10 protein-coding genes and 2 riboswitches are annotated in these 12857 nt (G+C 65.5%); of the genes, 8 read left to right on the top strand and 2 right to left on the bottom strand.

Annotated elements, in window-relative coordinates; genetic code table 11:
• Positions 1-5 precede the first annotated feature (5 nt).
• The 5 genes from FBY30_RS20495 (at position 6) to FBY30_RS20475 (ending at position 5399) form a co-directional block, all read left to right on the top strand.
• A complete protein-coding gene (locus FBY30_RS20495; RefSeq protein WP_142134721.1) occupies positions 6-1202 on the top strand; it encodes a glycine C-acetyltransferase in 1197 nt (398 codons plus the stop codon).
• Between the two features lie 103 nt (positions 1203-1305).
• Positions 1306-2436, top strand: a complete 1131-nt coding sequence (locus FBY30_RS20490) for an NAD(P)/FAD-dependent oxidoreductase (RefSeq protein ID WP_142134719.1) — start codon at positions 1306-1308, stop codon at positions 2434-2436.
• A gap of 11 nt (positions 2437-2447) precedes the next feature.
• Positions 2448-3659: an imidazolonepropionase gene (gene hutI / locus FBY30_RS20485; protein ID WP_142134717.1), complete on the top strand. Its 1212-nt coding sequence runs from the start codon at positions 2448-2450 to the stop codon at positions 3657-3659.
• A gap of 100 nt (positions 3660-3759) precedes the next feature.
• Positions 3760-4548 (top strand): DeoR/GlpR family DNA-binding transcription regulator, encoded by a 789-nt coding sequence (locus FBY30_RS20480; protein ID WP_142134715.1) that lies wholly within the window; start codon positions 3760-3762, stop codon positions 4546-4548.
• A 71-nt stretch (positions 4549-4619) separates the two neighbouring features.
• Positions 4620-5399 (top strand): CPBP family intramembrane glutamic endopeptidase, encoded by a 780-nt coding sequence (locus FBY30_RS20475; RefSeq protein ID WP_142134713.1) that lies wholly within the window; start codon positions 4620-4622, stop codon positions 5397-5399.
• A gap of 71 nt (positions 5400-5470) precedes the next feature.
• On the opposite strand, the gene FBY30_RS20470 is transcribed toward FBY30_RS20475, so the two are convergent.
• The gene (locus tag FBY30_RS20470; protein ID WP_142134711.1) at positions 5471-7192 is read right to left on the bottom strand and encodes an HNH endonuclease signature motif containing protein; all 1722 of its coding nucleotides are present in this window, start codon (positions 7190-7192) and stop codon (positions 5471-5473) included.
• A 468-nt stretch (positions 7193-7660) separates the two neighbouring features.
• A complete protein-coding gene (locus tag FBY30_RS20465; RefSeq protein ID WP_142134709.1) occupies positions 7661-8299 on the bottom strand; it encodes a VOC family protein in 639 nt (212 codons plus the stop codon).
• Positions 8300-8450: 151 nt separating this feature from the next.
• Positions 8451-8565: riboswitch (SAM riboswitch) on the top strand.
• 44 nt (positions 8566-8609) lie between these two features.
• On the opposite strand from FBY30_RS20465, the gene FBY30_RS20460 reads away from it, so the two are divergent.
• The 3 genes from FBY30_RS20460 to FBY30_RS20450 all read left to right on the top strand — a co-directional run bounded on the left by FBY30_RS20460 (position 8610) and on the right by FBY30_RS20450 (position 12852).
• Complete coding sequence (locus tag FBY30_RS20460) at positions 8610-9926, top strand: bifunctional o-acetylhomoserine/o-acetylserine sulfhydrylase (RefSeq protein WP_142134707.1); 1317 nt, start codon at positions 8610-8612, stop codon at positions 9924-9926.
• Positions 9927-10048: 122 nt separating this feature from the next.
• A riboswitch (SAM riboswitch) is annotated at positions 10049-10164 on the top strand.
• 11 nt (positions 10165-10175) lie between these two features.
• Complete coding sequence (gene metX, locus FBY30_RS20455) at positions 10176-11291, top strand: homoserine O-acetyltransferase MetX (protein ID WP_142134705.1); 1116 nt, start codon at positions 10176-10178, stop codon at positions 11289-11291.
• Positions 11292-11469: 178 nt separating this feature from the next.
• Positions 11470-12852: an MFS transporter gene (locus tag FBY30_RS20450; RefSeq protein WP_142134703.1), complete on the top strand. Its 1383-nt coding sequence runs from the start codon at positions 11470-11472 to the stop codon at positions 12850-12852.
• Positions 12853-12857 lie beyond the last annotated feature (5 nt).

Raw genomic sequence — 12857 nt, 5'->3', positions numbered from 1 at the left:
ACCCCATGTACACCTCCATGAAGGACCAGCTCCACGACGAGCTGGAAGAAATCCGCACGGCCGGGCTCTACAAGACCGAACGCAGCATCAGCTCGCCGCAGTCCAGCCACATCACCGCCGGGCAGATCGGCGGCCCGGGCGCCGACGTACTGAACTTCTGCGCAAACAACTACCTGGGCCTGGCGGACCACCCGGACATCATCAGCACCGCCAAGGCCGCCATGGATGAGCGCGGTTTCGGGATGGCCAGCGTCCGTTTCATCTGCGGCACCCAGGACCTGCACCTGGAGCTGGAAGCCAGGGTCTCCAAGTTCCTGGGCACCGAGGACACCATCCTGTTCTCCAGCTGCTTTGACGCCAACGGCGGGGTGTTCGAGTCCCTCTTTGGGGCCGAGGACGCAGTGATCTCCGATGCCCTGAACCACGCGTCCATCATCGACGGAATCCGCCTGTGCAAGGCACAGCGGTACCGGTACGCCAACCAGGACATGGCCGATCTCGAAGCCAAGCTGATGGAAGCCAAGGACGCCCGGCGGAAGATCATCGTCACTGATGGCGTGTTCTCCATGGACGGCTACCTTGCACCGCTTGAGGCCATTTGCGACCTCGCCGACAAGTACGGCGCCCTGGTGATGGTGGATGACTCCCACGCCGTAGGCTTCATGGGAGCCACCGGTGCGGGTACCCCGGAACACGCCGGTGTCAGCGACCGCGTGGACATCTATACCGGTACCTTTGGCAAGGCGCTGGGCGGGGCCTCCGGCGGTTACGTTTCCGGCCGCAGGGAGATTGTTGCCATGCTCCGCCAGAAGGCGCGGCCCTACCTGTTCTCCAACTCCCTGGCTCCCGCCATCGTTGCCGCCACCCTCAAGGCGCTGGACCTGGTGGAAAACTCCCATGACCTGCGGCGCCGGCTGTTCGAATACGCCGAACTGTTCCGCCGCCGGATGACCGAGGAGGGCTTCGACCTGCTCCCCGGCGAACACGCCATCGTCCCGGTCATGTTCGGCGACGCCGTGATGGCCGCCAAGGTGGCCGACCGGATGCTGCAGCACGGCGTCTTCGTCACCGCCTTCAGCTTCCCCGTGGTTCCGCGGGGTGCCGCAAGGATCCGGGTGCAGCTTTCGGCCGCACATTCAGCGGACGACGTCGAAGCCTGCGTGCGTGCCTTCGTCGCCGCCCGCGCCGAGGCGGCAGCCTGACAGGAGTTGTTGCGGAGAGCCAGGCGGTCCCGGCAATCAACCGCCAGGCAACGGACCCGACAGGAATAAGCTTTGTGAGGACCAACCCGGACAGGAGTAACCAATGGCAGCCCATTACGACGTCCTGATTGTGGGCGGCGGCATTGCCGGCCTCTCCCTGGCATCCGCGCTGGCGGGCCGCTGCAGTGTTGTGCTGGTGGAGGCGGAACAGGAGCTGGCGTACCACACATCCTCCCGCTCGGCCCGGCAGCTGATCCCCAGCTACGGACCGCCGGTGGTCCAGGAACTCACTGTCCGGACCCTTGAGCTGCTCGCGGAACGGGACACTGAGCTTCCGGAACCGGTCCTGACGCCGCGGAGCTTCATGCTGATCGGTTCCGAGGCTGAGGTGGCCGCGGAAGCCAGCGGGCACATGCAGTCCATCACGGTGGACCGCGCCCTGGAACTGTGCCCGGCCCTGAAGCCTGGAACCTTTGCCGCCGCGGGACTTGATACCGGATCCTTTGGCTGCAACGCCCCGTTGCTTTTGGAAGAACACCGAAAGCGGGCGCTCGCCGCCGGCGCAGACATCCTCACCGGAGCCCGTGTCCATTCTGCGCAACGGCTCGGTTCCGGCTGGCAGGTGGGTGCCGGTGCCGAGGGGTTCGAGGTAGGAGTGCTGGTCAACGCGGCCGGAGCGTGGGCGGACGAGCTCGCGGTGCTCAGCGGCGTCGAAAAGCTGGGCCTGCAGCCGTACCGGCGCACGGCGGCGATTACCGCCGTCGAACGTCCCCTTCCGGCCGCCACTCCAATGGTGGCTGCGGCCGACAACACGTTCTATTTCCGTCCGGACGGCCGGGACGTGCTGATTTCGCCGTCCGAGACCGTTCCCAGCGGCCCCGAGGATGCACGCCCCCGGCCCGGAGATGTGGAACGCCTGGTGGAGAAGCTCAACGCCTTCACCAGCCTTGGAATTACGGCAGTCCGCCGGGCCTGGACTGGGCTGCGCACCGAGGCGGCAGATGGGATTCCGGTAGCGGGGTTCGATGCCGAAGCGGCCGGCTTCTATTGGCTTGCAGGGCAGGGCGGCTATGGCTTCCAAACCTCGTCAGCCCTGGCGGAATTCGCGGCGTCGCAGATCCTTGCCGGGCAGGACCCGTCCGGCGGTACTGCTTCCCTTGATGGCGCCGCCGACGGTCCGGTATCCCGGACAGCGCAGGCCTTGGCAGCCACGCGCTGGTCCATCCGGCGTTGAAGAATGGTGCAATGAGCACCCTGATCACCAACATTGCCGAGCTGATGACGCAGGACCTTGAGCACCGCGTCCTGAAGAATGCGGCGGTAGTTATCGAGGGGGAACGGATCTCGTGGATCGGCGCCGCGGCCGATGCACCTGCAGCGGATGACGCCGTCGACGCCGGAGGCCGGGCCATGCTGCCAGGTTGGGTGGACTCGCACAGCCACCTGCTGTTCGCCGGGGACCGGACCGCTGAGTTCGAGGCTCGGATGGCGGGGGAGGCCTACGCGGCCGGTGGCATCGCCGTCACCATGGAAGCCACGCGCGCCACCTCCGATTTCGACCTCACACGGCTGGCGATGGGCCGGGTCGCCGAGGCCGTCTCGCAGGGAACCACGTATCTGGAAACCAAAACCGGCTACGGCCTGGATGTGGAGAACGAGGCCCGGAGCGCCCGCATCGCCTCCACCGTGGCAGACCAGGTGACCTACCTCGGCGCCCACCTGGTTCCCAGCGGCCAGGATCCTGACGAGTACACGGACCTGGTCTGCGGACCGATGCTTGACGCCGTCCGTCCGTACGTCCAGTGGGCTGATGTCTTCTGCGAAGAGGGTGCGTTCACCGCCGAACAGTCCCGCCGGGTGCTGCTGGCCTGCCGGGACGCGGGCCTGGGCCTGCGCGTGCACGGCAACCAGCTGGGTGAAGGGCCAGGGGTCCAGCTTGCCGTGGAGTTGGGAGCGGCAAGCGTGGACCATGTGAATTACCTGATGGGGCAGGACGTGAAGGCCCTCGCTGCTTCCTGGTCCGGGTGGGACGCTGTCAGCGGCGCCGGCGAGCGGGGCACTGTGGCCACCTGCCTCCCTGCGTGCGACCTCTCCACCCGCCAGCCGCTGGCTCCTGCCCGCGAGCTTCTCGATGCCGGAGTGCAGGTGGCGCTTGCCTCCAACTGCAATCCCGGCACCTCCTACACCAGTTCCATGGCGTATTGCGTGACCACTGCCGTCCTCCAGATGCGCCTGACTGTGCACGAGGCAGTCCGCGCCGCAACGTACGGTGGTGCCCTGGCCTTGCACAAGGACACCGGGCGGGACGCGGACGGTGAACGCGCGGTGGGGTCGCTCGCCGTCGGGCACCGTGCGGACCTGCACCTCCTGAACGCACCTTCCGCCACGCACCTCGCTTACCGCCCGGGCATGCCTTTGACGTACGCTGTGTGGCGGGCCGGAGCCCGGGAGCGGTAGCACCAGCATCCCGATGTGCTTGTTTCTGATCGTATGCCGTAGGTTAGAATCAGAAAACGTCATCAGGAATGGTGGCTGAATGATCGGAAGGCCCCCTTGCATGACGCGCACTGACCGGCTTACGGCGATCCTCGACCTGCTGGCCAAGAGCGGCCAAGTGGAGGTTGACGAGATCGTCAGCACCCTCAATGTTTCCCCGGCCACTGCCCGCCGCGACCTGGACAGCCTTGCCAAGCGCCGGCTTTTGACGAGGACCCGGGGCGGTGCGACCACCGGTGCCCTGGCCTACGACCTGCCCGGCCGCTACAACCGCGACGACCATGCCGAAGCCAAGGAACAGATCGCACAATGCGCCTCTGCCTTGATCCGTCCAGGGGCGGTCATCGGGCTCTGCGGAGGCACCACCAGCACGGCGCTTGCGCAGATCCTGGCTACCCGGGAGGACCTGAACGCACCCTCCAACCAGCCCACGCTTACCGTGGTGACGAATGCAATCAACATTGCTGGCCAGTTGGCGGTCCGGCCCAACATCAAGGTGATGGTCACGGGCGGGATCCTCAACCCCCGCTCCTACGAACTGGTGGGGCCCTACACGGACATCATCATGCAGAAGGTGGTGCTGGACATCGCGTTTATCGGCGTCAACGGCATCGATCCCGAGGTCGGCCCCACCAACACGGGGGAGGGGGAGGCTTCCGTCAACGCCCTTCTGGCATCCCGCGCCCGCGTTTCCTATGTCATTGCCGATTCCTCCAAGGTGGGAGTGCGCGCCTTCGCCACCATGGACGGCTATGACTTCAACAGGTTGATCACAGACTCCGGCATTTCTGCCCGCGACAAGGCCGCGTTCGAGGCCAACGGCACGGAAGTGATCGTCGCACCCGCCTGACATCGCGGAGAGACGGGGTGCATCGGCAGTTTCATCAGGCCGGATCCAGAAACTGAATGCAAGATGGGAACATGCTGGTTCCCTCCCGCCGTCGCCTGCGGCTCGAAGTCTGGATCGTCCTGGGTCTGTCCCTGGGCCAGTCGGCTGTCTATTCCGTGGTGCAGCTGCTCGACAAGATGACGCGTGCGCCCTTGGCCGAGGGGACGTCCACCCTGAACCGCTCGCAGAGCACGCGGGAGTACTTCGACCTGACCTACCAGCTGCTGGACATCATCTTTGCGCTGGTGCCGGTGCTGCTGGTCCTCTACTTCCTCACCGAGCAGCGCCAGACTGTACCTGGTGAAACGGGCAACCCCGGCTCCGCTTTCCAGAAACTTGGCTTCAACTTTGCCCGGCCCGGCCGCGACCTGCTGCAGGGGCTGGGGCTCGCTGCACTGATCGGCATACCCTCACTGGGACTCTATGCGGCCGGCCGGGCCTTGGGCATCACCACGGCCATCATTCCCAGCGCACTCGATGCCTACTGGTGGACCGTTCCCGTCCTCATCCTGTCCGCCATCCGGCACGCCGTGCTTGAGGAAGTCATTGTGGTGGGTTATCTCCTGGACCGTTTTGGGAAGTTCGGTTGGAGCACGCCGCTGGCCATCGCCGTGAGCTCGGTCCTCCGCGGCAGCTACCACTTGTATCAAGGCTTTGGGCCGTTTATTGGCAACGCCGTGATGGGAGTTGTGTTCGCCTGGCTGTACACCCGGACACGGCGGGTCATGCCACTGGTGATCGCCCATGCCCTGCTGGATATCGTGGCGTTCGTTGGGTTCAGCCTCTTCGGCAAGGCTGTGGGGCTGGGGTAGGGAAACCGGCCCTCACGGTGGGGTGGGTCCGGCGAAAAGTCGTGGGCTGGCAGGAGAAGGCGTCTCTGCTGTCACATTAGCGGCAGCAGTAGCCACGAATCTGCCTCGGGGTCGGGTGGCAGATTGAATGGTTGCGCGTAGAAGTCGTCCCATAGTGGATCTGTGGGGCACAGGCCGCTGGGGTCGAGCAGATTCCCGGCGGGTGGTTCTTCAGGTGGCGGGTCGGGCCAGTTTGGCATGTCCGCGAGTAGTGGCTCCCACTCCAGATCCTCAGTTGCGCGCGCAACAGCATTCATCGGGATGATGCCTGGTGGCCAGTGTGGTGGTTTGGGGTCTGGGTGTTCGGGTTTGTAGTGGCGGCCGGTGGGTGAGGTCCAGCCGGGTGGGTCGTTCATGGTGGCTGGATCCGGTGTCCATTGGCTGTGGTGTTTGAGCCGGTGATGTTTGGGGCAGAGCTGCGCCAGGTTGGTGATGCCGGTGGTGCCGCCGTTTTCCCACGCGGTGAGGTGGTCGGTGTCGTTGTCCGGGGTGAGGTTGGTGCAGCCGGGGAAGGTGCATTTGGCGTCGCGCATCCTGATCCAGCGTTTGATGGTCTCGGGAAGCCGGTAGTTCTTGCGGCCTATCTCCAGCGGTGCCCCGTCCCTGGGGTCGACGAGGACGCGGTAGAACGAGTCGGCCCCGTCCGCGACGAGTTTGCGTGCCATCGAGGCCGGGATCGGTCCCACCCCGTCCAGTACTGCCGGCTCATCGGTCGCCCCGAGCAGGGAGAACACCGGAACCATGACCAGGACATCGGCCCGCGGTGTGGGTACCTTCCCGATCTCCCGGACGGCCCGCGAACCGGCAGCGGTGCCGGTCCCGTCGTCGTTACCGGGTCCTTCGTCGTTGCTGACCGGCTCGCTTGCTGGGGCGGTGGTGTTGCGGTTGGTCTCCATGGCGTTGCCGGTGCTGAGGAGGAGGGATGCTGCGATGTCGGGGCGGAGTTGGGTGATGGTGCGTGGTTCGTTGGGGCCTTGGAGGCCGCGGGCGGTGGCGGTGGTGCGGTTCCAGATGGCGCAGGCGGTGTCGCCTGGGAGGTAGAGGGTGACCCGGGCCATGCCGTCGCGGTCGGGGGTGTATTCCATGCGCCGGTCGGCAAAACCTTTGGTGTGGCGTTTTTCGATGGATTCGGGGTGGTGGCGTTCGCGCCAGCCACGGACTTTGGCCCGGAAGCGGGAGGGGACGAGTTCGCCGGGGGCGGCGCCGCGGGCGGGGTGGGGTGCGTCGGGGTCGAAGAAGTGCGCCACGAGCCCGGCAGCGCCGGCGGGGTCGAGGCCTTCGGTTTCATCGGTGATGACTTTGGCGTGCTGCCAGGACATGTCACCGGCGGCCAGGGCTTTGAATACGGGTGGGAGGGAGCAGACCTTCCGGGACTGGTCCACAAGAGCCCCGGCCGCGGCGGAGCTGATGGTCAGGACCCCGGCGATCTCCTCAACCGTGGACATCTCCGTGTAGGTGCGGTCGTGCAGGGAGGCGTCGGGCGGGGTCATGGCCTGCTGAAAACCGAGGGCTTCGGATGCGTCCCGTGCCTTCATCGCGGCGAGTTGCGCCTCCAGACGTGCCGTGACCTCCAGTCGTTCCAGCCGGATCTCGTACCGCCGCTGCAACACATCAACACCGGAACCAACAGCAGCCCCCGAACCAAAAGCAGTGCCGGAGGCCAGGAAAGCATCCTCACGGTCCAGGGCATCAAGAGCGACCACGGAGGCATGAACGCCTTCCGTACCTGCCCCCACACCGCTGCTGATTCCCATACGAACATCGTCCCTCGAGGCACTGACAAGCAAACCTGTCATGCAGACTTACGGCATGGACCGGCGCCCGAGGGCGCGCCAGCCTAGTACCGCCGTCGTATGTTCTCGCGGCGCACGTTCCTATTCGCACCCCACATACTCGTCGCGAAAAGGAATATGTGTGGCGCAGGAATATATGTGGTGCGAAAAGGAACAGATGCAGCGCCGGAACGCGGCAGCCGGAGCACCAAACCCGCCAGCCGTCGTCGTACGTTTTCGATGCGAAGGTTCCCTGCCGCAGCCAAAATGTACGGTGCCCAAAGGAGTATGTGGCGCAGAACTATTTGCGGCCCAGCAAAAGCGAGTACCACTTAAATGAATTCGGCCGCCATGGGATGGTGACGCCGTTGTCACCACCTCATGGCGGCCGAAGATTACCCGGGCATGGACCCGGCGTCCCATTCCCGAAAGGGAACAAGGCTGGAACGATCAGATGGTGACGGCTCCGTTGGCGGTTTCAAAGGTGACCGACAGGATGCCCGGCGTTCCGTGCGGGGCGACCCATTCCACTGCAACATCCTCCAGCGGCTTCTCCACCGGCTCACCCAGCCACTCGGTGACACGCGAGGCGGAACCGGCGATGGTCAGGCAGCTCATCTTGAGGCTGCTCTCGTAGGCGTTGGACGGGTGAAGTGAGGGATCACCCTCCCACTTGAGCATGTACGGGACCTGGGGATCGGCGATGAGGCCCAGGATGCCAATCTGCTTCCAGACCAGCTCCCGCCCGTCCGGGAACTTGCGGTTGCCGTTGACGGCCGCGCGGCCCAGGCGTTCCTCGAAGGGGGCGAGGTCGTCCACTTCGACGCACCAGCCCATCCAGCCTCCGCCTGCCGCGGAACGGGCCCGTACGGCCTGCCCGAACGGTGCCTTGTCCGATGCAGGGTGGTCCAGGACCTCCACGACCTCGAGGTACTTGTGACCGGCGAGCGGGATGATCATATTCCGGGTTCCGAACCGGGGGTGTACCCCGCCCTTCACTGCCTCAACGCCGAGGGCAGTTGCAATACGTTCGGTGGTGGCCGCGAGGCCGTCGTGTTCACAGGCGTAAGAGACGTGATCCATGCGCATGGCAACATCTTGGCACTTTGTGATGCGGCTCTCAGCTAAGGGTACCCTTACTGGATTTGCGCGCTTTCAGAGGCCATGGAAAGGCCGCCTAAAAGACCATGTTCGTCACAATCCTGTTCATCGCAACAACGCTGTTCCTAAACTTGGCGCAGGTCATGAGTGCCAGCGCCAAGCCCCGGCTCGCTGGCCGGCAACCCTCCATCCGCGGTGGGGTGCCCCGGGTGAAGACCTGGCTGTCCGGCAAGAGCCGGAGGCAAGCGCGGCCCGCACTGCCGGTGAGCATGCCGGGCCCACGTCAAAGGAGATTTGGATGTCCAACGGTTGGTCCTTCGAAACCCGCCAGATCCACGCCGGCCAGGAAGTGGACAGTGCCGCGGGAGCCCGTGCGCTGCCCATCTACCAGACCACATCCTTCGTGTTCCCTACGGCCGAGAGCGCAGCAAACCGCTTCGCACTGTCCGAGCTCGCGCCCATCTACACCCGCATCGGCAACCCGACGCAGGACGCCGTGGAACAGCGGATCGCCAGCCTTGAAGGTGGCCTCGCTGCGCTGCTGCTGAGCTCCGGCCAGGCCGCCGAAACATTCGCGGTGCTCAACATCGCCGAGGCAGGGGACCATATCGTGGCCAGCCCCAGCCTCTACGGCGGTACCTACAATTTGTTCGCCCACACCCTGAAGAAGTTCGGTATTTCCGTCACGTTCGTGGACGATCCCGACAACCTGGACCAGTGGCGCAACGCCGTCCAGCCCAACACCAAGCTCTTCTTCGGTGAAGTGGTCTCCAACCCGCGCCAGGACGTCCTGGACATCGAGGGCATCTCCGAGGTCGCCCACCAGGCCGGCGTGCCCCTCATCGTGGACAACACCCTCTCCACCCCATACCTGATCCGCCCGCTGGAGTGGGGAGCGGACATCGTGATCCACTCAGCCACTAAATACCTGGGCGGCCACGGTACAGCCATCGCCGGCGTGATCGTCGATTCCGGTAAATTCGATTTCAGCAAGGACCCGGAACGGTTCCCAAGCTTCAACACCCCGGATCCCACCTACAACGGGCTGGTCTACGCCCGGGACCTGGGAGCCGACGGCGCGTTGGGGGCCAACCTCTCCTACATCCTCAAGGCGCGCGTCCAGCTCCTGCGCGACCTGGGCTCGGCGGTCTCGCCTTTCAATGCCTTCCTGATTTCCCAGGGCCTGGAGACATTGAGCCTGCGGGTGGAACGCCACGTGGCCAACGCCACCGAGGTGGCGCGCTGGCTTGAGGCAAGGGACGACGTCGAATCGGTCGCCTACGCCGGGCTGCCATCCAGCCCCTGGTACGAGCGTGGCCGCAAGTACGGCCCCAAGGGTACGGGCGCCGTCGTCGCCTTCAACCTGGCCGGCGGAGCGGAGGCGGGCAAACGCTTCGTCGACGCCCTGGAACTGCACTCCCACGTGGCCAACATCGGCGACGTGCGCTCCCTGGTCATCCACCCGGCGTCGACCACGCACAGCCAGCTCTCGCCCGAGCAGCAGGCGGTGGCCGGGGTGCACCCGGGACTCGTCAGGCTTTCCGTGGGTCTGGAACACATCGACGACATCCTGGCCGACCTGGAAGCAGGCTTCAGGGCTGCGAAAAGCGCCTAGAAGCGTAAAGCACGACGCCGGGCCTCCACTTGGGCGGTAAGGCGGGGCGGGCAGCAAGCCGGGAAGTCATAACCAGTCACACTCTTGGCTTGGACCGGGTGGTGTTTCGTACACTCGATCCAGGTCATGAGTGCCAGTGACAGCCCCGGCTTGCTGGCCGGCAACCCTCCTTCCGCGGTGGGGTGCCCCGGGTGAGGACCTGGCCTGCCGGTCAGACGACGGCAGGCAAGCGCGTAGAAGAGGTCTGCCATGACGGTTACCGTCGCCCCAACCACCATCCCCGAACACGGAATTGTCCGCTACGCCTCCATTGGGGGACTGGAGCTCGAGGCCGGGGGATACCTGCCCGACGTAACGCTGGCCTACGAAACCTGGGGCACCCTCAACGCGGATGCCAGCAACGCCGTCCTGATCGAGCACGCGCTCACCGGCAGCACCCACGTGACCCGCGGTGACACCGACGAAGAAGGCTGGTGGGAACAGCTGGCCGGCCCCGGCGCCCCCGTGGACACCAACCGTTTCTTCGTGGTGTCCATCAACATCGTTGGCGGCTGCTACGGCTCCACCGGCCCCTCCTCGCCCGCCCCCGACGGAGCGCCCTGGGGCTCGCGCTTCCCCCTGGTCACGCTGCGGGACAGCACCGTGGCCGAGGCCCGGCTGGCAGACCAGTTGGGGATCAAGAGCTGGTTCGCGGTCCTTGGCGGCTCCATGGGCGGTGCCCGCGCACTGGAATGGGCGGTGACCTACCCGGAAAGGGTTCAGCGCTGCGCCGTGATCTCCGTGGGTGCGGCGAGCACTGCGGAGCAGATCGCCTTCGCCCAGGCCCAAACCCTGGCCATCCGGCAGGATCAAAACTTCAACGGCGGCGACTACTACGGCGGTCCCTGCCCTGAACAGGGCCTGGCCCTTGCCCGGCGCATCGCCCACATCACGTACAGGTCCGCCGCGGAACTGGAAGGCCGCTTCGGCCGGTCAGCCCAGGCATCCGAGTCGCCCCTGCAGGGCGAAGTGTTGGCAGCCCGCGGCCGCTACCAGGTGGAAAGCTACCTGGACCACCAGGGCAATAAGCTCGTGAAGCGCTTTGACGCCAACAGCTACATCGCCCTGACCGAAGCGCTGATGAGCCATGACGTCTGCCGCGGGCGGGGGACCCTGGCCGAAACCCTGGCCGGTACTACTGCACGCTTCTTCGTGGCCGCCGTCGACTCCGACCGGCTCTACTTCCCAAGCCAGTCGCGGGAGCTTGCGCAGGCGCTGCCCGGCGAGGTGGACGTCCACATCATCCAGGCGCCCATTGGCCACGACGGATTCCTTACCGAGATCGGCCAGCTGGGGCCGCAGCTCCGGAGCAGCTTCCTGGCCTAGTACCACCCAGCAAACCACCAGCAATGTGCATCCCTGCAGATGCCTTCTGCACTAATGGGCGTTGAGGTTGCACGGGCAGGCAGACCATACTCATCGAAGCCGCTTTTCGTGGTGTACATCACACGCGGCTGCCATCGACTGTCCCCATGGTGTCGACGACGACGCCGAAGGAGTTCGCATGAGTACGGAACGCTCCGCCGCAAGGCGCACCGAGGAAACCGACGTCAAGGCATCAGGCCTGAAGAAGGTGGTGACGGCCTCCATGGCCGGCACCGTCGTGGAGTGGTACGAGTTCTTCCTCTACGCATCGGCCGCCACCCTGGTGTTCGGAAAGGCCTTCTTCCCCAACGCCGGGACCGAACTGGACGGCATCATCGCCGCCTTCCTTACCTACGCCGTCGGCTTCGTGGCCCGTCCCATCGGCGGCATCGTCTTTGGCCACTTCGGCGACAAGTTCGGCCGCAAGCAGCTGCTGCAGCTGAGCATCGTCCTGGTGGGAGTCTCCACCTTCCTCATGGGCTGCCTGCCCACATTCGCGCAGATCGGCTACTGGGCTCCGGCGCTGCTGGTCATCCTCCGGTTTGCGCAGGGCTTCGCTGTTGGCGGGGAATGGGGCGGCGCCGTCCTCCTCGTGGCAGAGCACAGCCCCAGCAAGTCCCGCGGGTTCTGGGCCAGCTGGCCGCAGTCAGCGGTGCCCCTGGGCAACCTCCTCGCCACGGCCGTGCTGTTCGTCCTGTCCTCCACCCTGACCCAGGAAGCCTTCCTCGGATGGGGCTGGCGCGTTGCCTTCTGGCTGTCCGCGGTGATCGTCCTGATCGGCTACTACATCCGGACCAAGGTCAACGATGCCCCCATCTTCCTTGAGGCCCGCAAGGAAGTGGACGCCGGCCATAAGGGCTACGGCGTGGCCGAGGTCTTCCGCCGCTACCCGCGCGGGGTCTTCACCGCCATGGGCCTGCGCTTCGCGGAAAACATCCTGTACTACCTGGTGGTGACGTTCTCCATCACCTACCTCAAGACCGTGGTGCAGGCGGACACTACCCGCATCCTCCTCCTGCTGCTCCTGGCCCACGCCGTCCACTTCGCCGTGGTGCCCATGATCGGCAAGCTCTCGGACCGCTTTGGCCGCAAGCCCGTCTACATGGCCGGCGCCGTCATGGGTGCCACGTGGGGCTTCTTTGCCTTCCCGATGATGGACACAAAGAACGACTTCATCATCCTGGCGTCCATCATGATCGGCCTGGTGTTCCACGCCTTTATGTACGCCGGCCAACCTGCCATCATGGCGGAAATGTTCCCCACCCGGATGCGCTACTCCGGCGTCTCCCTGGGCTACCAGGTGACCTCGATAGTTGCCGGCTCCCTGGCCCCCATCATCGCCGCCTCACTTCTGGCCACCTACAAGTCCTCGGTTCCCGTGGCCGTCTACCTGCTCATCGCCTGCGCCATCACCGCCGTCGCGGTCTTCTTCCTGAAGGAGACCCGCGGCGTCTCACTCCACGACGTGGATGCCGCCGACGCCCAGGGCACCGCCGACCTGTTGGCCGCCAGCAAGAAGTAGGGGTC

Source organism: Arthrobacter sp. SLBN-83, assembly GCF_006715285.1.
In the GTDB taxonomy this organism is placed as follows: domain Bacteria; phylum Actinomycetota; class Actinomycetes; order Actinomycetales; family Micrococcaceae; genus Arthrobacter.
Note: the sequence above shows the minus strand (reverse complement) of the source record. Positions and strands in the feature narration are given on the sequence as shown.